We start from the raw sequence: 25,003 nt of genomic DNA, 5'->3' as shown, positions 1-25,003 counted from the left end.
CATGACAGTCCTCCAGACCCACACCGGCCGCGTGGCCGTCGTCACCGGCGCCGGACGCGGCATCGGCCAGGCCATCGCGGTCGACCTCGGCGCGCGCGGCGCGACCGTCGTCGCGGTCGACCTCAACAACCCCGAGGAGACCGTCGCCCTGCTCACCGAGGCGGGCCGGTGCTCGGCCTCACGGCCGACGTGTCCAGCCCGGAGCAGACCGCCGCCGTGGGCCAGGAGGTCGCCGACCGTTTCGGGCGCAACGACATCCTGGTCAACAACGCCGGTGTCTTCCCCTTCCGCACCTTCGAGGAGCTGGACTACGACACCTGGCGGCGCGTTCTCGCGGTCAACCTGGACTCGCAGTCCCTCATGGCCAAGGCGGTGCTGCAGACCATGAAGAAGGGCGGCTGGGGCCGCATCGTCAACCTGACCTCCAACTCGATCGTCACCAGCGTCCCCGGCCTCTCGCACTACATGGCGAGCAAGAAGGGCAACATCGGGTTCAGCCGCGGCCTGGCCAACGACCTCGCCGCCTTCGGCATCACCGTCAACGCCGTCGGCCCGACCCTGACCATCACCCCGGGCTCCCGGGAGGTCCACCCGCAGGAGGCGCTGGAGACCGCCGCGCAGCCACAGGCCATCAAGCGCAACGGCGTGCCGGAGGACCTGACCGGCACCGTCGCCTTCCTCACCAGCGACGACGCCGCCTTCGTGACCGGCCAGACGATCATGGCCGACGGCGGCTACGCCCGCTGAGGGCCGCCTGGCGGCCCTCAGCCCCCTACGGCGAATGGCGAACGGCGGGTGCCGGGGGGTCGTACCCCCGGCACCCGCCGTGATGGCTCGGCCGGCGCCTCCGCGGGGTTGCCGCGGAGGCGCTTGCTCACTTACCGAGCAGGTAGGCCCGCTCCACGGTCTGCTGCACCGTGTTGCCCGCCTTGTCGGTGGCCGTGACCCGCAGGGTCACGTACGCGCTCTTCCGCTGGTCGCCCGGGCGCTCGATGGTCGCGGTGAAGCGGTTGTGGCCGCGGTCCTCGACGCGGACCCGCCCGTTCCAGCTCTTGCCCTCGTCGAAGGACGCCTCGACCTTGAGCTTGACCCCGGTGGGGGCGGCGAGGCCGTCCTGGTTGCGGACGGTCAGGGCGAGTTCGTGCCGCTTCCCGCCGTCGACGGTGTTCCGCACGTCGGCCGGGACGCCGTAGTCGACCTGGAGGAGCGGCAGCAGGGTCTCCTTCGCCGCGGTGTCCGAGCGGAAGCCCCAGGACGTGAAGGTCCTCGTACCGGTCCGCCAGTACTCGGTGTCACGCCCGGTCGTCAGCTCCAAGCGGTAGCCGGCCTGGCCCGCGGGGACGGAGAAGTTCCCCCAGGCGCCCGCGGACTCGCCCACCTTCTTGCCGTCGCGGTAGAGGACGGCCGTCACGCTGTCCCCCTGCGGGTAGGTCGGGTCGTCCAGCGTCCCGGGCGTGCCACCGACCCTCCCGATGCCGCCCCCGGTGGAGGGGTCCTGCTTGCGGGCCCAGTGGCCCGCCGCGTCGGTGTACTCCGGGATCGCCACGGTGAACAGGTCACCGGTGCGGACGGCCGGACGGCTCCAGCCGCGCGGGATGGACGGCCGGACCACGGCCTTGTACCACTCCTCCGAGGCCTTCTCACCGGTCCTGAAGGTGCGGGGGGTGTCCCGCAGGCCCGACTGCAGCGCACCGCTGTAGAACAGGTCGGGGCCGGCCATGAAGTCGACGTAGTGCATGAACTGCGTGTCCCCGGAGGTGACGTACTCCGTGCGGGTCTTGCCCGTCGGCGCCCAGCGCGAGGTCTCCCAGGCGACCTGCGCGTAGGAGCGCCAGCTGAACCGCTGCTCGCTCGTCCAGTGCAGCGTGCCGTTGTCCGCGTAGGAGGCCTTCACCTGCGCGGTGTTGCGGTCCGTGACGGTGTACGTCACGTCCTGCGGGATCTGCTGCTGCCAGTGCGCCGCGATGTCGTACAGGTACGGGCTCTCGACCGTCCCGGAGACGTCGACGACGGCCTTGTGCTTCTTCATGTACTGCAGCAGCTTGGCGCCGTCGTCCCCGGTCATCCGGATGACGGGCACGGCGGAGCGCGTGTCCATCGGCTTCCAGTTGGTATAGGCGAGGAACCCCTGGGGCAGGACGATCACGATGCCCTTCGCGCCCGCCTTCGCGGCGGTCTCCGCCAGGTCGTACCCGTCCATGGCGTAGTCGTCGCGGATCACCGCGAGCTTGCCCCGCACGGTGGCGGGCCGCAGGTCCGGCTTGTCCCTCGTCCCGGCGTCCACCGCGACGAGCCGCTCACCGTCGGGGTCGAACGGCGTGGACTGCTTGGCGTAGAACGACTCGATGTCGAAGTCCGCGCCGCGGACCTCGGTGATGAGGTCGGGAGCCGTCATCTCCCAGCGGGAGTTGAACTCGAACTCGCCCTCGGTGACCTTGGACGTGGGGTTCACCCACAGGTCGACGTCACCGCCGCCGTCCTCGTAGTAGATGCCCATGGTCTGCTCGACGCCGTCGATCTTCCGGTACATCTGGTAGGTCAGGTTGTTGCGCCGCTCGGCGGGCTTGGGCGTGCGCACCTGCACCGGCTTGGCCTTGCGCGCGTCCAGGGTGACGGTGGTGTCCTTGGCGACCTTCACCTCGGGATTGATGACCTGGATCACCCGGACGCCGTCGCCGCCGTCCTCCACCAGCGTGCCGCCGATCAGGTAGGTGCCCTCCTCGACCTGGGCGACCCCCGAGTCGGTGAACTGGACCTCCGTGTCCCCTCCGAAGACGTCCAGCAGGGCCCACGCCGTGGGCTCTCCCTCCAGTCCGAGGGAGTCGATGGTCAGCTTGTGCATCGGAGCGCGCACCCACAGGCTGAGCGTGGTGTGCACCGAGACGCCGCCGGTGGACGTGGCGGTGACGTAGCCGTAGTAGGAGCCGCGGCCCGCCTTCGCCGGGTCGACGCCGACCGGCACCTCGACGGTCGCGCCGGGGGCGATGCGGACGGTGTCCGAACCCAGCGTCAGCGCCTGCGCGGGGAGTTCCTTACCGCCCTTGGCCGTCAGTGCCGCACGCAGGCTCAGCGAGACCTCGTCGCCGGAGTTGTTGGTGTAGCGGAGCACCCCGGCTCGCTGCACGGGCGATGCGTCCCGGTCGAACGGGCCCAGGATGATCGTGCCGGTGGCGGTGACGGGGGAGGTGAACGCCGCCTTGACGTCGACGCGGCCGCCGCCCTGCTCGGTCGGCACCTGGCCGGACACCGTGTGGGAGGTGCTGATCAGCGCGTCCTTGAGCTGCTCACCCGTCCAGTCGGGGTGCTGCCCGGCGATCAGGGCCGCCGCACCGGCCACGTGGGGCGTGGCCATGGACGTGCCACTTGCCGCGATGTACTGGTCGTCGACCGGGTCGCCCATGGTCGTACCGGCGGCGCGGGCGGCGACGATCCCGACGCCCGGAGCGGTGATGTCCGGCTTGGCCGCCTTGTCGCCGAAGCGCGGGCCACGGCTGGAGAAGGAGGCCAGCGAGTCGTCGCGGTCGACGGCGCCGACGGTGAGGGCGGCGTCGGCCGCGCCGGGCGAGCCCACCGTCATCTCACCGAGCTCGCCGGTGTTGCCCGCGGCGACGACGAAGAGCGCGCCGCTGCTGCGGGAGATCTCGTTCACCGCCTGGCTCATGGGGTCGGTGCCGTCGGTCTGCATGTCCGCGCCGAGGCTCATGTTGACGACCCTGGCGCCCTGCGCCGCGGCCCACTCCATGCCCGCGATGACCTGGGACTCGCTGCCGGAGCCGTCGTCCCCGAGCACCTTGCCGATCAGCAGGTCGGCGCTGGGCGCGACGCCCTTGCGCAGGCCCGCGGAGGCGGCGCCGCTGCCGGCGGCGGTGGCGGCGACGTGCGTACCGTGGCCGAAGTGGTCCTGGGTCGAACCGCTGTCGCTGAAGTCCTTCGCCTCGCTGACGCGGCCCGCGAGGTCCGGGTGCGTCTGGTCGGCGCCGGTGTCGAGGACCGCGACCTTGACGCCCTCGCCGTGGAGGCCGGCCGCCCATGCGGCGGGCGCGTTGATCTGCGCGGTGCTGCGGTCCAGCGTGGGACGCACCTTGTGGTCCAGCCAGATCTTCGGGGTCGCCGCGGCGACGCTCGCGACGGACGCACCGGCCGCGGGGGCGAGTTGCTTCCAGAACGCGGCCAGGTCCTCGTCGGGCACGCGCAGCGTCTGGGCGTCGATGCTCGGCAGTCGCTGCGGCTCGGCCGAGTCGTCCTGGAACTTCGCGAGGGCGTCCGCCCGCTTGGCCGCCGCACGCGCCGAGCCCTTGGGCGCGGACACGATCAGGGGCAGGGCATCGGCGCGCGCCTCGTCGTACCCCTGGGCCACCAGGCCCGCGACGTCGAACAGCCCCTCGTCCAGCTGCCCCGTGCGAACCAGCATCGCCGCGTCGGAGGGCAGCACCGTCAGGGCGCCGCCCTTCTCGGTCATCTGGAAGAAGACGTTCTCGCGGCCCGGCGCGCGCTGCACCGACGCCGTCTTCTTGCCGTTCGGCGCGTCGCTGAGGGTGACCCGGTCCCCGGTGATCAGGCGGACGGTGGTCGTGCGGTCGTGGGTCGCCGGCGTACCCGCACCGGTCTCCGACGAGGACTGGGCTGCAACGGGCGTGATCGCACCCGTCGCCACCGTCGCCGACATCGCTATCACCGCCCAGAGGCGGATGCGTCTCATTGGTGTCTACGGCCTTTCTGTCATCCCGGCATCCGGGTGGGGCGCCTGAGAGTGCGCGTCATGACGCGTCGTGGCGAACCCGGCCGTGTTCGACGGCGTCGCAGGTTCGGGCCGGGATCGCCGCCGCTGGGCACACTCCCGTCGGGAGCAAACCCCCTGTACAACTGCGGTTCACCGGACCTTCGGAATCATGCGTCGCACCCACCGGGCCTGTCACTGATCCCGCCTGGCACAACTGGGCCATGTCCCAACGGCGACACGGAGCCTTCTCCGACATGTCCCGGAAACGGCGGAGGTTCCCCTGGGGGCCGCCCCGCCTCAGATGCGAGCGGACCGCCCCGGCGTGGTCCTAGGCCGTCCGACCCGACAACGTACCCGGGGAACCAGGGAGTGCGTCGGAAAAGGATCACTCTCGTGACCTTCTGTTCCGAAGAGGCCTAGCATTGCCGCATGCCCCACATGCCGTCACGAGTCGAACTGCGCCCGCTCACCCTCGCCGACCAGGATGAGTTCTGCTCGCTCGTGAGGGCCAGCACCGAGCTCTACGGGCCGTGGATGCAACTGCCCGCGTCCGCGGAGGCGTTCCAGGACTGGATGCACCGCTTCGACGACGGCATCAACCAGGGCTTCATGATCCGCGTCCTGGAGACGGGCGCGGCCGCCGGCACGGTCAACATCAACTCGATCATCCGGGGCCGCTACCAGGGCGCGTCCCTCGGCTATGCGGCTTTCGCCCCGTCTGAGGGTCGGGGTTACATGACCGAAGGGGTCGCCGCAGCGATGCAGCACGCCTTCGAGGACCTGCGCCTCCACCGGCTGGAGGCCAGCATCCAGCCGGCGAACAAGGCGTCCTTGGCCTTGGTCCAGCGCCTGGGCTTTCGCTACGAGGGCCTGTCCCCCGACTACCTCTACATCAACGGGGCCTGGCGCGACCACGAACGGTGGTCCATCACCGCGCCATCCCCGTGGACGCCCGATCCTTCGCTTCCCGAGGTCTAGGCACCATCGGACCGGGACCGTACACGAACACCCCGAGGGCGGCCCCGCCATCGGGGCCCGGAGCGGGCACTCGAAGCGAAGCCGCCCGGGGCCGCACGGACAAAGGGGGTCAGTCGCCGATGCGGGGCGGGGTGCCGGTGCCGTGCACGCGCTGTCCGCGGCGGGCGCCGTGGGAGCCGTGATCGTCGCCCTCACCGCTCACCGCGAGAAGTGAGTTCATCGTCCTTCTCGCACCGGCCTGGTACTGCCAGTCCCCGGAAAACCGGAGCACTGGCAGCTCCGGCGGCCAATACGTCCCCTGGTCGTGGGTGGGGATCGTCGGCCACCGGCGCGATCTCCACCGCCAATCGCCTCATCACCGGGGCCAACCGTCAGACTCTGCTGCCGCCGTGGTGAACGTCTCCACCGGACTGACACGCATCACTGCCCCGGGCCACACGGCTTACGGCGCGATCAAGGAGTGATGCCGGCCGGCCGTCGAAGCGGGTCGGCTTGAGGTCAGCCACTGTGGGCGGAGTCGAGATGGCGGGTGTCACCGAGACTGAGGACTTGGCGGTTACGGAAGAAGTCGTCCTCCTCCGACAGCCGGCGGTGGGACGAAGCGCCGGTCCAGCCACTCCTGAGGCTTTCCCCCCGCCTCACCGTAGGACTTCTCCCGCAGTCTGCGATCCAGGATCGGCTTCACCCCGAACAGTTCGGCCACCTCCTCGGCCGTCCGCAGGGTGCGTTGCAGATCCGACGTGAACAGCTCCACCTCGGCGCCCTCCGGGATCCGGGCCCGCAGTGCCTGGGCGATGGAGACCGCCGCACGGACGCCCGCAGGCGTCAGCTGCGAGTCATGCCATCCGCCGACGACCCCCTCGGCGTGGTGCGTCGCCTCGGGGTGGGTTACGACGTAAAGAGTGCGCATGAGCGCGTGCCCTCCTGAATCGGGTTCTTCGGCACGTGCCCGGGTGCCGGCAAGGCGGTAGGTGTCAGTGCCGGTCTCCATGATGGTTCCGTTGAGGATGGCTGCATGAACAGAGAGACGGACGAGGTAAGTGAAGCGATTGCGGGCGAACTGCGGCTGATGGACCCCAGCGTGCGCGTCTCCCGTTCGCTGACCCGACAACTCCTTGATCCGGAGTTCGTCGAGGTCGGCGCCTCGGGCCGGCGCTGGACGTACGAAGAGATGCTCGCCGAGCTGCCCGAGATGGACGGTGCGGCAGCAGACGGCCCGCGTTATGAGCCCTCGGAGCTGGACGCGGTCATGTTGGGCCCTGGGCTGGTGCACCTCACCTACGTGACCACGATCGGTGGGGTTCAGGCGCGGCGTAGTTCACTCTGGCGCAGGCAGAGCACGAGTTCGAGGTGGCAGATGTACTACCACCAGGCCACGCCCATTCCGCCCGAGGGTCTGTGAACGCAGCCCCCCCGCCTGATGGCTGTGGGCGAGCTTTCACAGGGTCGCTCCGGTACCGCCGGTGCGGCCGCAGGGTGGGGCCAGCGGAAGAACGATGACCTGGAGGCAGCTTCCGCCGGTCTGCGAGACGCCTTGCGGCAGACAGCGCACACCTCCCTCCGCCGCGACGTCACCGCCGATCGAAGCCGGGCCCCTGTCACAGCCGGGGACGCCGTCTTGTCCTCACTGCGGACAGTCCACGTTGCTGGAGGAACACATGAGCGCAGACCACGCACACCTGCCCCCGGGCGTCGAGGTGATCGCGACCCTGCCGGATGCGCAGCCCCGGATCCCGCAGGGCTCCGAGGCCAGGACCATCCGGGTCACCCTGCAGCCCGGCGACGCCGGCGCCCCGCCGCACCGGCACCCCGGGCCGCTCTTCGGCTACGTCACCCAGGGCGAGATCCTCTTCGAGCTCGAAGGCCAGCCGCCCCGGGTGCTCAAGGCCGGCGACGCCCTGTTCGAGCCCGGCGGCGACGTCATCCACTACCAAGGCGCCAACAACCTCCAGGACGCACAGTCCCAGCTGGTGGTGACCATGTTCGCGCCTCCCGGCACGCCCGTACTGACCGTGGTCGGCGCGGACGAGCTGGCCGAGCGGCGGCACCTGCGGTACAGCCAGTCCTGACGTCCGGGAGGGCGACAACCTCGCCACTCCGTGCACGTACGTAAGCGCAGCGGACTGTGCCCATCGGGACGTCCCGATGGGCACAGTTGCCGGCCGTCACACGTGAGCTAGTCCGCGGATGGTCCAGGCCCGGCCGGCGGACGGAACACGGCGGCCTGACCGTGGTGTGTTCCGTCGGAGTCCTCGAGGTTCCACATGCAGACGTCCTCGATCCGGAATATCCGGCCGTCCTTGTGCTGCCGCAGACCCTGGTATCCGTCGGCGTAGCCGCGTTCGTCCACCGATGCGAGCAGCGCGTCCCGGTCCTGCTGTGCGTCCGGCGCGGCCGACCGGCGCGACGGGAGGCCGATGAACTCCTCCCAGGTGTAGCCGAAGGACCGCTGCGCGGTGCGGTTGGCGTAGACGAACAGCGGGTCGGCCGACACGTCATGCGCCAGCAGCCCGAAGGGCGCCTCCTCGTACAGCCATTGGGCCGCCTCGGCGTCCGATGCCCACACCGGCGGGCACAGGTGGACGCCCACCAGGCGTCGGTAGCTGTCGAGGAGGAGCATGGCGAAGCGCGGATCCCCGCGCCGGTCGGACAGCGCGGGGATCCGCGGGGACGGGTCAGTCACCGTTCTCGACCCAGCTCATGAGCTTGCGGAGCTTCTTGCCGGTGGTCTCCAGCAGGTGGTTCTCGTCGGCCTTCTTGTACTCGTTGTACCGGGGCAGGCCGGCGTTGTACTCGGCGATCCAGTTGTTGGCGAAGGAGCCGTCCTGGATCTCACCGAGGATCTTCTTCATCTCCGCCTTGGTGGCGTCGGTGATGATGCGCGGACCGGTGACGTAGTCACCCCACTCGGCGGTCTCGGAGATCGACCAGCGCATCTTCTCCAGGCCGCCCTCGTACATCAGGTCCACGATGAGCTTCAGCTCGTGCAGGCACTCGAAGTACGCGATCTCCGGCTGGTAACCCGCCTCGGTCAGCGTCTCGAAACCGGCCTTGACCAGCGCCGCCGTACCACCGCACAGCACCGCCTGCTCACCGAACAGGTCGGTCTCGGTCTCCTCGGTGAACGTCGTCTTGATGACACCCGCACGGGTGCCGCCGATCGCCTTGGCGTAGGACAGCGCCAGCGCGAAGCCGTTCCCGGTCGCGTCCTGCTCCACGGCCGCGATGCACGGCACGCCGCGGCCCTCCTCGTACTGACGGCGCACCAGGTGACCCGGGCCCTTGGGCGCGACCATGCACACGTCGACACCGGCCGGGGGCTTGATGAAGCCGTAACGGATGTTCAGGCCGTGACCGAAGAACAGCGCGTCGCCGTCCTTCAGGTTGTCCTTGACGGACTCCTCGTACACCCGCGCCTGGATCGGGTCCGGGACCAGGATCATGATGACGTCGGCCTCGGCCGCGGCCTCCGCGGGGGTCACCACGCGCAGGCCCTGCTCCTCGGCCTTCGCCTTGGACTTGGAGCCCTCGTGCAGGCCGACCCGCACGTCCACACCCGAGTCGCGCAGCGACAGCGCGTGCGCGTGCCCCTGGCTCCCGTAGCCGATGACCGCGACCTTGCGGCCCTGGATGATGGACAGGTCGGCATCGTCGTCGTAGAACAGCTCAGCCACAGGTGAAGCCTTTCCATGCCGCAAGCCTCCTCGTCGCGTCGAGGAGACTCACTCAAAGGGTGTTGATGTCCGTCCGCTCGCGGCGGACTCGCATGTCGAATCTACGGGGAGAGCCTGCCGCCCTCGGTGACGGGGCGGCGGCCACGGGATGGCGGCAGCGCGACGAAGGAGTGTCCGCCGGCCGCCCTGCTCCCTGGCGACCCGGCTCGCGGAGAGCTGCGTCGTCAGGTCGGAACGGGATTCAAGACGACCGGTCGCCTTCAGTACGCGAGGTGTACATATTTGCCTAGTGCATGTAATTTACGCGGCTATCGCAATGCGGGCCATGGCATGTCGGGGTTTCAGCGACTGCGCCCGGCAGGCCCGTACGCGGCGGTGGAAAGCAGGCGGGCAGCGAGATCCGAGGCCTCCGACGCCTTCTCCGCCGCCCAGGCGAGCCCCAGGGCGAGGTCGATCACTTCGGTGAGGGATACATCCAACCGCACACTGCCGTCCTTCTGCGCTCGCTCCAGGAGCAGCCCCCCAGCGGTCTTCATCTCGGCGCAGGTCGCATGCAGGCTGGATTCGTCGTCGGCCAGGGCGTCCCGGATGGATTCCGGCAACCCCTGGTAAGTGGCAGCGCCCGCGGTCATCTCCCGCAGCCACGCCAGGAACGCCTCGCCGGGATTCCCGGAGGTGAGCAGCTCTTCCGCCCGCGCCTGCAGCGTCACGAAGCTGGACTCGAGCAGCGCCTCGAGCAGGGCCTCGCGGTTGGGGAAGTGCCGGTAGAGCGTGCCGATGCCCACGCCGGCGCGCCGGGCGATCTCGCGCAGCGAGGTGTCCGTCCCGTTCTCGGCGACGGCTTCCTTGGCGACCGCCAGGAGCAGGTCACGATTGCGGAGCGCGTCCGCGCGGTTTGCCTGCGGCAAGATCAACACCTCACTGGAAGCGACGCAGCGCTCTCCGATTTGACTACCGGAGCGCTGCTCCATATGTTCGAGCCGTTCACATCGTACCGGAGCACTGCTCCTTGGCGAACCATCCCTGAGGGAGGACGATGACCTCGCAAACCGCGACCGTGCTGGTCACAGGGGCCACCGGGCGGCAGGGCGGCGCCACCGCACGGCACCTCCTCGCCGACGGCTGGCACGTGAGAGCGCTCGTCCGCGACCCCGCCACACCCGCGGCCAGGGAACTGGCGCGACTCGGCGCCCACCTCATCCAGGGCGACCTGGACGATCCCGCATCCCTGGAAGCGGCGACCCTGGGGGTCTACGGCGTGTACAGCGTCCAGCCCTCATTCATCGCGCCCGACTACGCCGACAACGAACTGCAGCGTGCACTCAACCTCGCGGAGGCTGCCGCACACGCCAACGTGGAGCACCTCGTCTACTCGTCCGTGGCAGGCGCCGAGCGCAACAAAGGCATCCCGCACTGGGAGGTCAAATGGCGGATCGAGCAGCACATCCGCTCCCTGGACATCCCCTCCACGGTGCTGCGGCCCGTCATGTTCATGGAGGTCCACGCCGACCCGCTGTACGGACTGACCGGCGAGCAGGCGATGATCCGTAACATCGCGGCCCATGGCACCGTGCAGCTCATCGCGGTGCGGGACATCGGCGCCTTCGGAGCACTCGCCTTCGGCTATCCCGAGCACTACGTGGGCAAGGCGATCGAGATCGCCGGTGACGAGTTGACCGCGGAGGAGTTGCTCACCGCGACGAGCCGGGCCATCGGCCGTTCACTGCCCCCACTGCACGGCTCGACGGAGCCGAGTGGACGAACGGACGTCGGCCAGAACAACTCGTTCGCCGGCTGGCACGCGGACATCGCGGCACTCCGCGAGCAGTACCCCGCCCTCTTGGACTTCAATACCTGGCTGGCAGGAGAAGGCGCGGCCAAGATCAGGGCGCTCCTCGACCAGCACCGACGCCACGCCCTCTGAACCACGCGCGTCGCACTCCCCCGGCGGTGCGCCAAGGCCGCCGTTCCTCCGGGAATCTTCTCGGCGTTTCCACGGGGCATAACTTGAAGCTTCAACTCCCTACCGCTCGGAAAGGCGGGACTCGTGATACCGCATGACGCCCCGCAGACGTCCACCTCGACCCCACAGCCCCGGCAGGCAGTTCCCGCCCGCCAGGAGCACGCCGAGGGCGCCGCCCCGAAGCAGCCGCTCTGCGCGAATCCCGACTGGCCCGTAGACGGCCCGCCTTGGGTCCTCAAGGCACTGGGCGGCCTGGCCGCCTGATGACGACACCGGTCTGACGCCCTTCCTTGTCTCGCTGTTGCGCAGCCCCGATACCGCGCGCGACCGATTGAAACCCACCTCCAAGAAATGCGGTCGTCCATGTCCCCTACACCCAGCAACCCGCCGGGGAACCCAGCCTCCGCCGCCTCCTCGCTACGCGAGCCATGTCCGCCCACGGGGCAGCTCTTCACTTCGGATACCCATCGGGCAAGACGTTCGCAGTCGTCGCCGGGCTGAGCGAACTGCTCGGCGGCCTGGGCCTCGCCGTGGGTTTCCTCACCCCCATCGCCGTCGCGGCACTCGTGGGCAGGATGGCCAACGCCATATCGGTGAAGTGGCACGGCCTCTTCCTAATCCCGAACGGTACGGAATGCGAGCTGGTGCCGGCGGCGGGTGCGACAGCACTCGCCTTGACGGGGCCGGGCCGACTGGTGGCCGATCGCCATGTGCCTGGAGTGCGGGACCACCGGATCGGATTCGGCGGCCTGTCCGTCGCCTTCGGCCTGCTCATCGCCGTGGTCGTTCTGCTGCTCCGCACCTGAGCAGCAGAACGACCCCGGCGGCATCTTCCCTTTGTCCGCAGCGCGGGGCCGCCGATTCCACACCATCCGACACCAAACAGAAGGACGCAGCATGCGTGCGCTCATCATGACCCGCCCAGGAGAGGCGAACGGCTTCACCCTCGAGCTCCTGCGCGACCCGCGACCTGCCCACGGCCAGATCCGCATCAAAATGGCGGGGGCGGCGGTCAACCCAGTCGACCTGCACGTCCTCGACATCTGGGCCAGGGGGACAGTGGGAGCGGTTCCGGGACGCCTCCCGGGGCTGGGCATGGACGTGGCCGGTGTCGTCGACATGGTGGGCCCCGCTGTCCGCGGCTTCCTGCCCGGCACACCGGTCGCGGCACTGCACTTCCCGCACGCGCCGAACACCGTCGCCGGTGCGGCTGCCGAGTACGTGGTCGTCCCCGCCGCGCACGCCGCACCGATCCCCCCCGGCGTCGAACTGGTCGACGCCGCAACAGTGCCGCTCAACTCCCTGACGGCCGCCCAGCTTCTGGCGCCCCTTGGCCCCGCCGAAGGCCGACGGCTCCTGGTCACCGGGGCAGCCGGAGGCGTAGGCGGGTACGCGGTCGGCCTGGCGGCGCACACCGGCTGGGCCGTCACCGGTCTGGCACGAGCATTCGACGCGGACTTCCTGAGCCGCGCCGGAGCGGTGGACATGATCACAAGTCCGGCGGACGCACGTGGCTTTGATGCGGTCCTGGACGCCGCCCTCCTCAACGGGGCCGCTCTGCGCGCTGTTCGCGACCACGGAACGTACGTGGGGGTCTATCCCGGCGCCGAGCCTGAGGTGGAACGCGGCATCACGATCACCACAGGCGTGGTCACGCCCGACGGCGGACAGTTGCGCACCATCCTCGAGTTGACGGCGCAAGGAGTGCTGGAGGCACGCAGGGCCGGCAACGTGCCGCTGCATCAGGCGGCGCGCGCCTACCAGTCGCTGCGCAGCGGCGGACAGCGCGGCAGATGGGTCCTGACCCCCTGATCGCCCACACCGCGACGCGCCGACGCCATCCCTGGGTTGCCCCCTGCGTCGCGCACCTGCCGGATGCATCCCGGCCTCTCGGGAGCCGGCTAAGACACCGGGGCGTGCCGGGCGATCAGGCTTCCCAGAGAACGAATGGTTCCACACCGAAGGGAACGCTCGTTGGAAACCCTTGCGGTACACGGCGGCTCGATGTTCGACGCATTCACACAGCCGGGCCCGGCCTCGGTGTACGTCACCGGCGATCGCATCACCCGCGTCGACCGGGAGGGGAGACTGCATCCACGGCGCCACCCTCCCCGTCGACGGCGGAGCCCTCGCTCTCTGAGCGAACGCGTGCGGCCTCATCCACGATTCCGTGGGTGAGGCCGCACATTTCTCGCTACGCCGGCCTTTCGGCGACCGGTCAGGTGAGGAGCACGATCTTGCCCCGGGGGTGGGGGCCGGCAAGTTCGTCGTACGCCGCGCGTACTCGGTCCAGCGGATAGGTCGCGGCGATCGGCACGTCCAGTTCGCCCGAGGCGGCCAGTTCCGCAAGCTCTGCGAGAACGTCGGCGGTCGCGGCGACCCTGCTCGCCTCCGTCTTCGCGCCGAGTCGCGCGGCTCCGGAGTAGTCGACGAGCGTGTTGATACGGCTGGGCGCCACGCCCAGGGCGACTGCGAGGTCGAGGTAGCCATCACCGTAGGTGTCGATGAACGCGTCGACACGGTCGGTTACTTCGCGCAGCCGGTCCGCGACTCCTTCTCCGTAGGCGACGGGTGTGACGCCGCGCTCGGAGAGCCACCGGTGGTTCGCCGGTCCGGCGATGCCGATCACGTCGGCCCCGGCCCGCCGGGCCAGTTGGACCGCCAGCATGCCTACACCCCCGGCGGCGCCCGAGACCACCACCGTCTCGCCTTGCCGCGGGGCGACCGCGCGCACGGCCGCATAGGCCGACGTGCCGACGACGAACAGCGAACCCGCGACCTCCCACGGCAGCCCCGCCGGTTTGGCGATCAGGTTGGCGGCCTCGACGACCACGTAGTCGGCCTGACTGGCGTGCTGCCAGGTGAAGCCCACGACGTCGTCCCCGTCGGCGAACCCCTTCACACCGGGTCCGGTCCGCACCACGACTCCGGCCAGGTCGATGCCCTGGCCCGCGGGAAACGTACGGGGCATCAACCTCCCCGCCCGCGTCTTGGCCTCGCCGGGGTTGATACCGGCCGCCTTCACCCTGACCAGCACCTGCCCCTCGGCTGGTTCGGGTATGTCCACCTCCACCACCTGCAGGACCTCCGTCCCGCCGTACACTCCGTACTGCACCGCCCTGGGCATGGTCTGCTCCCGTCTCCTCGCTGAGTGTTCTCCGGGTCCCCGTCCGGCCCCGCGCGTCCGGCTCCCGGTCCGGTGCTGTGAACGGGATCCTGAACAGGACGGACCACGGCGTTGTCGCCGGGACGGTGCCCCACGCCGACGTCGAGACGGATTCGCGCGACGAAACGCTCGACCGGTCCGGATCCGTGGGGGCAGCAGCGCACGGTCCTCACGAAGAGACACCCATGTGCTTGACACGGCAATCATATGCGGGCAGACACGCGCGTCAACTCCCCCGAATCCCGCACCACACGCGAGCGACCCGCCGGAGTGACCGGCGGGCCGCCATGCCTCCCTGGACCTGACGCTGGACCCTTCTCCGCTCGATCACGCCCGACGTTCACCAAACAGATTGACGGTTCAACAAGTCATTGCTTGACGCCGCAACCAAACGCGACAGTTCCAGAGGTCTGGCGAAGCCGCCGTTCGCGGCCCTTTTGACCGCCGGAGCGGCGCTCCGTATATTGGGGCACACACGCCGGAGCATGGCTCCGTTTTTTCTCGTCCGGCGCAACTGGCCGGACCGGTGTGCACGACCCGACTCTGGAGAACCCATGCAGCCCACAGAAGCGAAGGCGTCGCTGTACGACCCGTCCGGGCCCGGCGCCGAGCCGGGCAGCGGCCCCACATACGACCACGCGTCGCTCCACGCAGCAGCATGAGGTGTCCCATGGCCGAGCCGCAGACCGTCACGACCGCCGGCGGGCCGGCCCTGCACGAGAGGCCCCGGCCCCGTGCGGACGCCGTACGCAACCGAGAACGGATCGTCGCGACGGCCCGCGAGGTCTTCGCCGAGCGCGGGCCCACCGCCCCACTCGACGAGATCGCCAGACGCGCCGGGGTCGGAAACGCCACGCTCTACCGGCACTTCCCCGCGCGGCGGTCGCTACTGAACGCCGTACTGCTGTCCGTGGTGAGCCGTATGGCAGACCAGGTGGAGCGGGCCGCAGCAGATACCACCGACGCCTTCGCCGCGCTCGAACATTTCCTGCACGACGCGGTGGACCAGCGGCTCGGAGCGCTGTGCGGACTGCTGCTCGGTAAGGGCGAGCAATTTCCGTCGGAGCCGGCGGCGCAGTACGCCCGCGTGGAGACCGCAGCCGCCCAGCTGATGGACACCGCCCGGGAAGACGGCCGGCTCCTGGCCGACGTCACGTTCCATGACGTGCTGGTCACCATGTCCCTGGTGGCACGCCCCCTCCCCGGCACCGACCACCACGACACGGACGTCCACCGCCGCCTGCAACTGCTCGTCAACGGACTCCGCTTGCCCACCCGGGGACGTGCTCGGGCGCCCTTGACGAGTCACCGCGACATCACCAACGCGGGCGACGCCGCCGCGGCCCGGCGCCTCTGACTCACCCCCACACACCCACGACATCCCCCACTACACGTTCTTCTTCCGTGCGTCTCGCACGCCTAGGTGGATACCCCTATGTCTCATACAGCCGATCACGTCACCTCCGACCCCGGGCGCTGGAAGGCCCTGGTCTTCATCTCCCTCGCCCAGTTGATGGTGGTGCTGGACGCGACCATCGTGAACATCGCCCTGCCGAGCGCCCAGCAGGCCCTCGGGATCTCCGAAGTCAACAAGCAGTGGGTCATCACGGCCTACGCGTTGGCGTTCGGCGGCCTGCTTCTGTTCGGCGGCCGGGTCGCCGACCTGTGGGGCCGCAGGCGGACCTTCGTCCTCGGACTGTCCGGCTTCGCTCTGGCGTCCGCGGTGGGCGGTGCCGCCAACCACCAGGAGCTGCTGCTCGGCGCCCGTGCGGCGCAGGGTGCCTTCGGCGCGCTGCTCGCGCCGGCGGCCCTGTCCCTGCTCGCCGTGCTCTTCACCGACGCCAAGGAACGCGCGAGGGCCTTCGGCATCTACGGCGCGATCGCGGGCGGCGGCGGGGCCGTCGGTCTACTGCTCGGCGGCGTTTTGACGGAGTACCTCAACTGGCGCTGGACGTTCTTCGTCAACATCCCCTTCGCGGTCGTCGCGGCGCTGGGCGCCTACTTCGTGGTGCGCGAGCCGCAGGGCGGCCGCAACCGCTCGCCGCTCGACATCCCCGGTGTCGTGCTCTCCACCCTGGGCCTGGTCGCGCTGGTGTACGGCTTCACCCGCGCCGAGACCAATGGCTGGTCCGACGGGTCGACGATCGGTCTGTTCGCTGGTTCCGGCGTCCTGCTCGTCGCCTTCACGCTCGTCGAGTCGAAGGTGAAGGCGCCGCTGCTGCCGCTGCGCGTGATCGCCCACCGCACCCGCGGCGGCATCTACCTGTCGCTGGGACTGGCAATCATCGGCATGTTCGGCGTGTTCCTCTTCATGACGTACTACCTGCAGGTCGTGCAGGGGTACTCCGCGATCAGGACCGGCTTCGCCTTCCTGCCCATGGTCCTCGGCTTCGTCGTCGGCTCCACACAGCTCGGGGCCCGACTGGCCACGCGGCTGCCGGCCCGTATGATCATGGCTCCCGGTTTCGCTGTCGCAGGCATCGGCCTGCTGCTCCTGACGCAGCTGGACGTCGACTCCTCCTACTGGTCCCTGGCCGGCCCTGGCCTGGCACTGGCGGGCATCGGCATGGGCGCCGCCTTCATGCCCGCGTTGTCGCTGGCCACGTACGGCGTCGAGGCTCAGGACGCGGGAGTGGCCTCGGCAATGGTCAACACCTCACAGCAGGTGGGCGGGGCGATCGGCACCGCGCTGCTGAACACCGTCGCCGCGTCGGCGACCACCACCTACCTCGTGGGACACGCCGCGGGTGCCGGCAACCAGAAGTTCCTCTACGCGCAGGGTCTGGTGCACGGGTACGCACACGCGACCTGGTGGGCGGTCGGTATCGAGGCCCTCGCCGCGCTCATCGCCCTCGTCTCCATCAACGTGGGACGCCCCGGATCCACGACGGTCGCCTCCGGCGTCGAGGACGAGGCCATCGCCCCTGCCGTCATGCACTGACGCACCGGCCGGCGCTCCCGGACCACGGGGCCCGGACCGGCAACGACCGCCGGCCCGGGCCCCGTTGGGCTCCGTCGCACCCGAAGGGACCGAACTCCGCTAGAGGACCTTGAGCAGGCGTTCCGCCAGGGCGGCCGCGGAGGCGGGGTTCTGGCCGGTGAACAGGTTCCGGTCCACCACCGTGTAGGGCTTCCACATCTCGCCCTTGGTGAAGTCGACGCCCATGTCGATGAGTTCGGATTCCACCAGCCACCGCGCGCGCTTGGCGAGGCCGACCGCGTCCTCCTCCTCATTGGTGAACGCCGTGACCCGGTAGCCCGCGAACGGGGACTGGCCGTGGATCCTGGTCGCCAGCATCGCCGCGGGGGCGTGGCAGACGACCGCGAGGGGCTTGCCGGAGGCGAGCGCCGCGGTCAGCAGCCGGCCGGCGTCGGGGTCGACGCACAGGTCCTCCATGGGCCCGTGGCCGCCCGGGAAGTAGACGGCGTCGTAGTCCTCCACGCGGGCGTTCGCCAGGTGGATGGGCCGCCGCATCACCTCCGCGGAGCGGATGATCTCCTCCAGGTCGAGGGCGATCTGCGCGCTGCCGGCCATGTCGGGACGCAGGCTCATCATGTCCACGGTCGGGATCACCGCGTTGGGCGTGGCGACCGTGATCTCGTGGCCGGCCTCGCTGAGCGCCTTGTACGGGGCCGCGAACTCCTCGGCCCAGTAACCCGTCGCGTGCCTGGTGCCGTCCTTGAGCGTCCAGTACGTCGCCCCGGTCAGAACGAAGAGCAGCTTCGCCATCGGACCATCGCCTCCCTGTCGGTATCCGACACGGTTAGGGGCCATGTGTTACTTAAAGCATGATGCGCCGCGAGGAGGTCCGCCAGGTATGGCCTGCGCGCGGCGCCGGGTGTCCAGCTGACCTGCGCCTTCGATGAGCTCCGCGCTCCACCCTCACGTCAGGAGCCGGGCGACCTCCGCAGGGTGGGCGAGGTGCGGGAAGTGGCCGCTGCCGGGGAGGACGGTGACCGTGACGCCGGGCAGGGCCTTGCGGAGCCAGATGAGGTAGTCCGGGTCGGGTTCGGCGCCGGTGATGTAGTGGTACGGCGTGTCCTGGGACGCGATGCGCTTCAGGCGGGCGGCGTTCCGCTCCTCCAGCAGCGCGGGCGGGGTGGTCAGCAACTCGTCCCAGTAGGCCAGCAGTAGGTCACGTGCGGGCGTCGCGTCGGGCCGGGCGAGGGCGCGGGCCTCCGGCGGCAGGCCGTCGATGCCCATGCGGCCGAGCAGGCCGTTCCAGATCGTGGCGTGGTGCGGGCCGCGCAGCACGTCCGCGTTGCGCTGCAGCAGGTCGGCGAAGCCGCCCACGCGCAGCGGCTGGTCGATGTTGACCACGCCCCGCACCGGGTGGGTCGCGGCGTAGGCGGTCGCGATGGCGCCACCGATGGAGTGCCCCACCACGACCGGCCGGGTCAGGCCCGCCTCGGTGACCGCCTGGTGCACCACGGCGGCGACGTCGTCCAGCCCGTGGCGGTCCAGCGGCGGCGACTGCCCGTGTCCCGGCAGGTCCACGGCGAGGACGCTCCGCCCCGGGTCGGCGGTCTCCAGCTCCCGCAGGAGCGGGCCCCACCGGTGACGGTCGTAGCTCAGGCCGTGCAGCAGGACGAGCGGCGGTCGGCCGTCCGGCTCGCCGCGGCGCTCCGCCCACAGACCCGCGTACGTCAAGGGGGCTTCGCCCGTGCTCATGTGGTGTGTCCTTCCTGTGGTGCGTGCCGTGCACAACAGGAGGCGTAACCCCGCGGGGAACGATCCGTTCGTGACCGGCGTCACACCTCCCAGCGTCCGGGGCCGCCGGGGGCCGGCTGATACCGCATGAGGCGGCCCGTGCGCAGGGACGCCCGCAGGTGGGCGCCGGCGAGCGGCGCGGCGGCCTCGATGCGCCGGACGGTCCCCCACAGCGCCCGCGTGGCACCGACCCGGGCCCGTTCCGCCGCGTCGCCGTGGGCGCGGGGGCGGCCGCCGAGGCCGGTCGCGCGCCGGAGTTCCGCGAGGAGCGCTGCGCGCTCGGCCTGCACGGCCGCTGCAGCGTCCACGTCACCGGCCCGGTCGGCGGCGTCGAGCCGGTCGTCGAGCACGGCGAGCCGTCGGCGGTAGGAGGCGCGTGCCGTGTCGTCCAGCAGGGGGTCGGCCGCCGGGGCCGCGAGCCCGGGGCCGCCGGCCACCAGATCGAGCGCGGGGATCTCCTGGCCGGGCGCCGCCAGCAGCGTGCGCAGGTGACGGGGTCCGCGCCCGTCGGGCACCCGGGCCGTCTCGCCGCCGGCCTCCAGCCGCCAGTCGCGCCCGTCGAGCACCCAGCGCCACCGGCCGTCCGGCGGACCGGCCGCGGGAAGGGTGGACAGGAGACCGTCCATGCCGAGCCGCTCCGCGATCGACCGGGCCTGCGCCACGTCCTCCGCCGCCCTTTCCCGGTCCCCTGGGCCGTCCCGCCGGGTGCGGACCTCCGCGCGTGCCGCCAGGGTGCGCGCGAGCCAGGGGAGGGCGCCGGTACCGCGGGACAGCTCGGCTGCCGCGTTCAGGTGGCCGAGGGCGGCGTCCGGCCGGTCCAGGCGCGCCGCCACGCGGCCCAGGTAGTCGTCGACGGGTCCGGTGACGGTGTTGGCGCCGCCCCACACCACCAGCCGTCCCTGATAGGGCAGCAGCGCGTCGTACAGTCCGGCGGCCGCCGCCGGGGTACCGGTCCGCGAGGCGACGACCGCGAGGTCGGCCAGCGCGCCGATCCACCGCGGGCCGGTGCCCGCGAGCACCGAGGGCAGCAGCCGTTCCAGTTCCAGACCGGCCTCGACCTCGCGTCCCGACTCCAGCATCGCCCGGGCCGCCGTGGCCTCGAAGAAGTGCCCGGGCAGTCGGCGCGCCATCCGCTGCCAGGGCTCGACCGGGGTCTCGGTGCCGCCCCGCACGACGGCCAGCTGGTGGCGCACCGAACCGGCCAGCCGCTCGGTGTCGCTCACCCCCGCCTTGTGCCCCGCGACGAGGATCCGGTCCGCGAGTTCCCCGGCCTCCTCGAACCGGCCCCGGACCGTGGCGAGCATCGCCCGCCGGGCGAGCGCCACCACGTGGGCGTCGGTGTGGCCGGCCTGTTCCGCGGCGCCGACGTACACGGCGAGCGCGCCCTCGGCGGCCGTCAGGTCCCCGGTCTCGGTGTACGCCATGAAGCGCCAGAACAGCCCGCGGCACTCGGTCGCCGCGTCTCCCGCCCGGCGGGCCTGCGCGACGATCTCCCCGGCGGTGGCCAGGCGTTCGGTGGTGGCGGCCGGGTCCCACAGCGCGTGCAGCCGGCTGTCGAGGACCTCGGCGACCGTGCCCGGGTCGCCGGATGCGCGGGCCAGGCCGAGCGCCGTGTCCGCCAGGTCGCGGCGGCGCGCCAGGGCTGTGGTGTCGGCCAGCAGCTCGCGTGCGAGCCGGGCCAGCACCCGGGCGCGGACCGCAGGGGCGACCGGTCGCTCGGCGGCCGCCTCCAGCAACCGGACGAGTCCGAGGTCGAGTTCGAGGAACTGGGCCCGCGACGGGGCGACCAGCGCGAGGTGCACGGCCGGGTCGGCGTCCCCGGGCAGGCCCTTCAGCCGTTCGGCCAGGGAGAGCGCGGGACCGGGCAGCCCGCCGGAGACCAGCCACAGGGCGTGGACGGCGTCGGGCTGCAGCCCGGGCACGAGGGCGGCGAACCGCGCGCCCGACAGTCCGCCCAGCCTCATCTCGGTCCCGTCCCCGGTGTACCCCCGGGCGGCGGCCAGCAGTGCCCGCGGTCCCGGGGGCGCGCCGGATCCGGGCAGGTCCTCGGCCGTGCCCTCGTCTGCGAGCAGCAGAACGGGCTCCCCCGGTGGCCCCGGTGGGTGCGGCGGAACGGCAGGCGCCGAGAGCGCGCGGTGCCCGATGTGCTCGACCCGGATGCCGCGCTCGGCCGCCAGCTCCGCCGCGGCGGCCAGCAGCGCGGTCTTGCCCGCCCCCGCCGGCCCGGTGACGACCAGGCGTTCGCCGACGCCGGCACGCAGCCGGTCGAGGAGGGCCCCGATCGCGGAAAGCTCCTGGTCACGGCCGATGAGGGACACGCCTCAGCCTAACCGGCACCCGCCTGGAACCCCCGCGGTGCCCGCCCCGGCCCGGCCGGAGGCCCGAGGCCGCCGCGCGTACCCGCGGGTAGGACCCGGCCGGTCCCGTGCAGCCGGGGGCGTCTACGGAGTGACGATCGCGAAGTCCGGGTCGGGTTCGCCGAGGTGCGCGAGGAGTTCGGCGAGCCTGCCGGGGTCGCCCGACACCTGGATGCCCGCTCGGGCCGCCAGGTCGGCTGCCGGCAGGGTTCCGAGGAGGACGGCCCGCAGATCGGCTTCGGGGAGGGTGATCGCCAGGTCGGGTTCGGTGGCGGCGGGGCCCTCGCCGGGCACGTGGGTGAGCACGCCGTTGTGCAAGCGCCAGGTGATGGGCTCCGAACCGTGGACGTTCCAGCGGATGGTGATGTCCGCGTCCCAGCCGGCGGGGCCGTCGACGCGGATGGCGAGGGAGTCGAAGAGCTGGTCGAGGGAGAGCGCGGAGATCACGTCGGGCGACGCGGTGACGGTGGGCGTGCCGACCGTGCCGTGGCGCAGTTCGAGGGCGCCGGTGAGGAAGAAGTTGCGCCATGTGCCGTTCTCGCTGCCGTAGCCGAGCTGGGTGAGGGCGTCCGCCTGCAGCTCTCGTGCCTCGGTGTTGCCGGGGTCGGCGAACAGCACGTGGTTGACGACCTGGGCCACCCAGCGGAAGTCGCCGTCCGCGTAGGACCGGCGGGCGCGCCGCAGGACCTCGTCGGCGCCTCCCATGAAGTCCACGTAGCGGGTGGCGGCTTCGGTGGGCGGGTGTTCCCACAGGTGGGCGGGGTTGCCGTCGAACCAGCCCAGGTACCGCTGGTAGATCGCCTTGACGTTGTGGCTGACGGAGCCGTAGTAGCCGTGGGTGTGCCAGACGTGTTCCAGGGCCGGCGGCAGGTGCATCCGTTCGGCGATCTCCAGGGCCGTGAGTCCCTGGTTGATCAGGCGCAGGGTCTGGTCGTGCAGGTACGCGTACAGGTCGCGTTGGTCGGACAGGAAGGTCAGCACCCGTTCGCGGCCCCAGGTCGGCCAGTGGTGCGAGGCGAACGCGACGTCGGAGGAGGCGCCGAAGAGCTGGATGGTCTGGGTGAGGTACTGCGCCCAGACGCGTGGGTCCCGGACCTCGGCTCCGCGCAGGGTGAGCAGGTTGTGGAGGTTGTGGGTGGCGTTCTCGGCCATGCAGAGCGCCGCGCGGCCGGGGAAGTGGATGTTCAGCTCGGCCGGCGCCTCGGTCTCGGGGGTGAGCTGGAAGACCATGCGGATGCCGTCGACGGTGTGCGTCTGGCCGGTGCGCATGATCTCGACGCTGGGCGCGATGAGGCTGACCGTGCCCGTGGAGGTCGTCTGCCCCAGACCTGCCCCGATCTGGCCCTGCGTCCCCTTGGGCAGTGCGGCGCCGTACATGTAGGCGGCGCGGCGTGCCATCGCCGTGCCCGCGTACACGTTCTCGCTGACGGCATGGGCAAGGAAACCCTGGGGGGCGATGACGGGCAGTCCGGCTCCGGCCTCTTCGGCGGTCACGACGCCCTTGACGCCGCCGAAGTGGTCGACGTGGCTGTGGGTGTAGAGCACGCCGCTGACGGGGCGGTCGCCGCGGTGGTGCCGGTACAGGGCCAGGGCGGCTGCGGCGGTCTCGACGGAGAGGAGGGGGTCGATGACCAGGATGCCCCGCTCGCCCTCGACGACCGTCATGTTGGACAGGTCGAAGCCACGTACCTGGTAGATGCCCTCGGCCACCTCGAACAGCCCGTGCCGGGCGACGAGAGCGCTCTGCCGCCACAGGCTCGGGTGCGCGGTGTTCGGGCAGTCGGCGTCGAGGAAGCCGTACGCGTCCAGGGACCACACCACGCGACCGTCGCGGTCCGTGATCTCCCGCTGGCCGACGGTGCCGAGGAAACCACGGCCGGCGTCGTCCAGGTCGCGGCTGTCCTCGAACGGCAGAAGGCTTCGTGCGGCCTGGTTGGCGGCGACGATCGCCGGTTCGGGGCCCTTCAGCGCGGAATCGGCGGACATCGTGTTCTCCTTCGAGACCGGTACCGGCATCACGCCCACACGGGATGAACCCTCTGCCAGCCTCGTCAGGACGGCGTCCGCATGCCAGCGGGAGTACGCCGCCCGGACGAACCGGCGATCAGTCCGCCTGTTCGGCCGTCGCCGGGCTCGCGCCGCCGCGCTGGTAGATGTCGGGGATGCCGTCCCCGTCGGCGTCGGCGTCCTCCTCGGCGCACAGCCGCCGGTACAGCCGGTTGCGGCGGTGCAGGAGCAGCGCGGCCAGGCAGGCCGAGATCACCGAGGCCACCAGGACCGCGGCCTTGACGTGCTCGCCTTGCGCGGTCGCGGGGAAGGCGAGTTCGCCGATCAGCAGGGCGACGGTGAAGCCGACGCCACCCAGGGTGGCGAGGCCGAACACGTCGGCCCAGGCGAGGTCCGGATTCAACCGGGCCCGCGTGAAACGGGCGGCGAGGTAGGTTCCGGCGAAGATCCCGGCGATCTTGCCGAGCACCAGGCCCACGACGACGCCGAGCGGTTCGGGGCTGGTGAACACCTCCCCCAGGGCACCCGCGGAGACGCCGACCCCGGCCGCGAACAGGGCGAACAGGGGGACGACGACACCGGCGGACAAGGGGTGCAGCAGGTAGCCGGTGCGCTCGGCGGGCGAGGTCACCTCGTCCTCGTCGCGGGTGGTCCGCAGGATCAGGCCCATGGCCACCCCGGCCACGGTGGCGTGCACGCCGCCGTTGTACATCAGCGCCCAGATCGCCACACCGAGCGGCACGTACCACCACCAGCCGGTGACCCGCAGCCGCTGCAGCACGTAGAACACCGCGAGCCCGGCTGCCGCACCGAGCAGCGCCCAGAGGTTGAGGTCGGAGGTGAAGAACACCGCGATGACCAGGATCGCGCCCAGGTCGTCGACCACCGCGAGGGTGAGGAGGAAGGCTCTCAGCGCCGCGGGGAGGTGGGTGGAGACGACGGCCAGGACCGCCAGCGCGAAGGCGATGTCGGTGGCCATCGGCACCGCCCAGCCCCTCGGACTGCCGCCCCCGAGTGCCGCGACCACGGCGTACAGCCCGGCGGGCACCACCATGCCGCACACGGCCGCGATGACCGGCAGCGCGGCGGTCGCCGGGGTGCGCAGTTCGCCGACGACGAGTTCGCGTTTCAGCTCGATCCCGGCGACCAGGAAGAACACCGCCAGCAGCCCGTCCGCCGTCCAGTGCCCCACCGACAGGTCCAGCCCCAGGGCGGGGATGCCGAAGCGGAAGTCGCGTATCGCCTCGTACGCGCCGCTGAACGGACTGTTCGCCCACACCAGGGCCACCACCGCCGCGGCCAGCAGGACCAGGCCCCCGACCGTCTCCGTCCGCAGGGCGTGGGCGACGGCCCGCCGCTCCGGCCACGGGAGTACGCCGAGGAACGGGGGGCGGGAACGGGGGGCGGTGGCCATAAGGGCGAACCTC

General features: G+C 71.2%; 19 protein-coding genes and 1 pseudogene. 9 read left to right on the top strand and 11 right to left on the bottom strand.

Annotated elements, in window-relative coordinates; all coding sequences use genetic code 11:
* Position 1: 1 nt before the first annotated feature.
* Positions 2-747: pseudogene (locus OG937_39590) on the top strand (SDR family oxidoreductase).
* A 127-nt stretch (positions 748-874) separates the two neighbouring features.
* Here OG937_39590 and OG937_39585 read toward each other — a convergent pair.
* Entirely contained in the window at positions 875-4,699 is a 3,825-nt protein-coding gene (locus OG937_39585; protein ID WUD77382.1) for a S8 family serine peptidase, read from the bottom strand.
* 450 nt (positions 4,700-5,149) lie between these two features.
* Here OG937_39585 and OG937_39580 point away from each other — a divergent pair, with 450 nt between their 5' ends.
* Complete coding sequence (locus tag OG937_39580; protein WUD77381.1) at positions 5,150-5,698, top strand: GNAT family N-acetyltransferase; 549 nt, start codon at positions 5,150-5,152, stop codon at positions 5,696-5,698.
* Positions 5,699-6,254: 556 nt separating this feature from the next.
* Here the strand turns inward: OG937_39580 and OG937_39575 are convergent.
* Positions 6,255-6,608, bottom strand: a complete 354-nt coding sequence (locus OG937_39575) for a phosphoglycerate mutase family protein (protein ID WUD77380.1) — start codon at positions 6,606-6,608, stop codon at positions 6,255-6,257.
* Positions 6,609-6,713: 105 nt separating this feature from the next.
* On the opposite strand from OG937_39575, the gene OG937_39570 reads away from it, so the two are divergent.
* Entirely contained in the window at positions 6,714-7,100 is a 387-nt protein-coding gene (locus OG937_39570) for a nuclear transport factor 2 family protein (protein WUD77379.1), read from the top strand.
* Positions 7,101-7,356: 256 nt separating this feature from the next.
* The gene (locus tag OG937_39565; GenBank protein WUD77378.1) at positions 7,357-7,767 is read left to right on the top strand and encodes a cupin domain-containing protein; all 411 of its coding nucleotides are present in this window, start codon (positions 7,357-7,359) and stop codon (positions 7,765-7,767) included.
* Between the two features lie 107 nt (positions 7,768-7,874).
* Here the strand turns inward: OG937_39565 and OG937_39560 are convergent, their stop codons facing one another.
* From OG937_39560 to OG937_39550, 3 genes are all read right to left on the bottom strand, one after another.
* Positions 7,875-8,381 carry an MEKHLA domain-containing protein gene (locus OG937_39560; protein WUD77377.1) on the bottom strand — a complete coding sequence of 169 codons (507 nt, stop codon included), beginning with the start codon at positions 8,379-8,381 and terminating at the stop codon, positions 7,875-7,877.
* Entirely contained in the window at positions 8,374-9,372 is a 999-nt protein-coding gene (gene ilvC / locus OG937_39555; GenBank protein ID WUD77376.1) for a ketol-acid reductoisomerase, read from the bottom strand. Before ilvC ends, OG937_39560 begins: the two co-directional genes overlap by 8 nt.
* A gap of 341 nt (positions 9,373-9,713) precedes the next feature.
* The gene (locus tag OG937_39550) at positions 9,714-10,343 is read right to left on the bottom strand and encodes a TetR/AcrR family transcriptional regulator (GenBank protein ID WUD77375.1); all 630 of its coding nucleotides are present in this window, start codon (positions 10,341-10,343) and stop codon (positions 9,714-9,716) included.
* A gap of 65 nt (positions 10,344-10,408) precedes the next feature.
* Here OG937_39550 and OG937_39545 point away from each other — a divergent pair, with 65 nt between their 5' ends.
* From OG937_39545 to OG937_39535, 3 genes are all read left to right on the top strand, one after another.
* A complete protein-coding gene (locus tag OG937_39545) occupies positions 10,409-11,296 on the top strand; it encodes an NmrA/HSCARG family protein (GenBank protein ID WUD77374.1) in 888 nt (295 codons plus the stop codon).
* A 467-nt stretch (positions 11,297-11,763) separates the two neighbouring features.
* Positions 11,764-12,141 carry a DoxX family membrane protein gene (locus OG937_39540; GenBank protein ID WUD77373.1) on the top strand — a complete coding sequence of 126 codons (378 nt, stop codon included), beginning with the start codon at positions 11,764-11,766 and terminating at the stop codon, positions 12,139-12,141.
* 91 nt (positions 12,142-12,232) lie between these two features.
* Positions 12,233-13,147 carry a zinc-binding dehydrogenase gene (locus tag OG937_39535; GenBank protein WUD77372.1) on the top strand — a complete coding sequence of 305 codons (915 nt, stop codon included), beginning with the start codon at positions 12,233-12,235 and terminating at the stop codon, positions 13,145-13,147.
* 406 nt (positions 13,148-13,553) lie between these two features.
* Here OG937_39535 and OG937_39530 read toward each other — a convergent pair whose 3' ends face one another.
* Positions 13,554-14,462 carry an NADP-dependent oxidoreductase gene (locus OG937_39530; GenBank protein WUD77371.1) on the bottom strand — a complete coding sequence of 303 codons (909 nt, stop codon included), beginning with the start codon at positions 14,460-14,462 and terminating at the stop codon, positions 13,554-13,556.
* A gap of 709 nt (positions 14,463-15,171) precedes the next feature.
* Here OG937_39530 and OG937_39525 point away from each other — a divergent pair.
* Complete coding sequence (locus OG937_39525) at positions 15,172-15,858, top strand: TetR/AcrR family transcriptional regulator (protein ID WUD77370.1); 687 nt, start codon at positions 15,172-15,174, stop codon at positions 15,856-15,858.
* 78 nt (positions 15,859-15,936) lie between these two features.
* Positions 15,937-17,442: an MFS transporter gene (locus OG937_39520; GenBank protein WUD77369.1), complete on the top strand. Its 1,506-nt coding sequence runs from the start codon at positions 15,937-15,939 to the stop codon at positions 17,440-17,442.
* A gap of 99 nt (positions 17,443-17,541) precedes the next feature.
* Here the strand turns inward: OG937_39520 and OG937_39515 are convergent, their stop codons facing one another.
* The 5 genes from OG937_39515 to nhaA form a co-directional block, all read right to left on the bottom strand.
* Complete coding sequence (locus tag OG937_39515; protein WUD77368.1) at positions 17,542-18,231, bottom strand: type 1 glutamine amidotransferase domain-containing protein; 690 nt, start codon at positions 18,229-18,231, stop codon at positions 17,542-17,544.
* Positions 18,232-18,384: 153 nt separating this feature from the next.
* On the bottom strand, positions 18,385-19,173 hold the full coding sequence (locus tag OG937_39510; GenBank protein ID WUD77367.1) for an alpha/beta hydrolase: 789 nt from the start codon (positions 19,171-19,173) through the stop codon (positions 18,385-18,387).
* Positions 19,174-19,253: 80 nt separating this feature from the next.
* Positions 19,254-21,530: an ATP-binding protein gene (locus OG937_39505; protein WUD77366.1), complete on the bottom strand. Its 2,277-nt coding sequence runs from the start codon at positions 21,528-21,530 to the stop codon at positions 19,254-19,256.
* Positions 21,531-21,653: 123 nt separating this feature from the next.
* Complete coding sequence (locus OG937_39500; protein ID WUD77365.1) at positions 21,654-23,555, bottom strand: MBL fold metallo-hydrolase; 1,902 nt, start codon at positions 23,553-23,555, stop codon at positions 21,654-21,656.
* Between the two features lie 118 nt (positions 23,556-23,673).
* Positions 23,674-24,990 carry a Na+/H+ antiporter NhaA gene (gene nhaA, locus OG937_39495; protein WUD77364.1) on the bottom strand — a complete coding sequence of 439 codons (1,317 nt, stop codon included), beginning with the start codon at positions 24,988-24,990 and terminating at the stop codon, positions 23,674-23,676.
* Between the last annotated feature and the right edge of the window lie 13 nt (positions 24,991-25,003).

It is taken from the genome of Streptomyces sp. NBC_00510, from assembly GCA_036013505.1.
Taxonomy (GTDB): domain Bacteria; phylum Actinomycetota; class Actinomycetes; order Streptomycetales; family Streptomycetaceae; genus Actinacidiphila.
This window is presented reverse-complemented; position numbering and strand designations above follow the sequence as displayed.

What these genes read in the sequence shown, in the direction of transcription:
- OG937_39580 (WUD77381.1), top strand. Translation starts at nt 5,150, where the DNA reads ATGCCCCACATGCCGTCACGAGTCGAACTGCGCCCGCTCACCCTCGCC.
- OG937_39585 (WUD77382.1), bottom strand. Translation starts at nt 4,699, where the DNA reads ATGAGACGCATCCGCCTCTGGGCGGTGATAGCGATGTCGGCGACGGTG.
- OG937_39550 (WUD77375.1), bottom strand. Translation starts at nt 10,343, where the DNA reads ATGGAGCAGCGCTCCGGTAGTCAAATCGGAGAGCGCTGCGTCGCTTCC.
- OG937_39575 (WUD77380.1), bottom strand. Translation starts at nt 6,608, where the DNA reads ATGCGCACTCTTTACGTCGTAACCCACCCCGAGGCGACGCACCACGCC.
- OG937_39535 (WUD77372.1), top strand. Translation starts at nt 12,233, where the DNA reads ATGCGTGCGCTCATCATGACCCGCCCAGGAGAGGCGAACGGCTTCACC.
- OG937_39510 (WUD77367.1), bottom strand. Translation starts at nt 19,173, where the DNA reads ATGAGCACGGGCGAAGCCCCCTTGACGTACGCGGGTCTGTGGGCGGAG.
- OG937_39530 (WUD77371.1), bottom strand. Translation starts at nt 14,462, where the DNA reads ATGCCCAGGGCGGTGCAGTACGGAGTGTACGGCGGGACGGAGGTCCTG.
- OG937_39565 (WUD77378.1), top strand. Translation starts at nt 7,357, where the DNA reads ATGAGCGCAGACCACGCACACCTGCCCCCGGGCGTCGAGGTGATCGCG.
- OG937_39545 (WUD77374.1), top strand. Translation starts at nt 10,409, where the DNA reads ATGACCTCGCAAACCGCGACCGTGCTGGTCACAGGGGCCACCGGGCGG.
- OG937_39540 (WUD77373.1), top strand. Translation starts at nt 11,764, where the DNA reads ATGTCCGCCCACGGGGCAGCTCTTCACTTCGGATACCCATCGGGCAAG.
- nhaA (WUD77364.1), bottom strand. Translation starts at nt 24,990, where the DNA reads ATGGCCACCGCCCCCCGTTCCCGCCCCCCGTTCCTCGGCGTACTCCCG.
- OG937_39515 (WUD77368.1), bottom strand. Translation starts at nt 18,231, where the DNA reads ATGGCGAAGCTGCTCTTCGTTCTGACCGGGGCGACGTACTGGACGCTC.
- OG937_39525 (WUD77370.1), top strand. Translation starts at nt 15,172, where the DNA reads ATGGCCGAGCCGCAGACCGTCACGACCGCCGGCGGGCCGGCCCTGCAC.
- OG937_39570 (WUD77379.1), top strand. Translation starts at nt 6,714, where the DNA reads ATGAACAGAGAGACGGACGAGGTAAGTGAAGCGATTGCGGGCGAACTG.
- OG937_39500 (WUD77365.1), bottom strand. Translation starts at nt 23,555, where the DNA reads ATGTCCGCCGATTCCGCGCTGAAGGGCCCCGAACCGGCGATCGTCGCC.
- OG937_39520 (WUD77369.1), top strand. Translation starts at nt 15,937, where the DNA reads ATGTCTCATACAGCCGATCACGTCACCTCCGACCCCGGGCGCTGGAAG.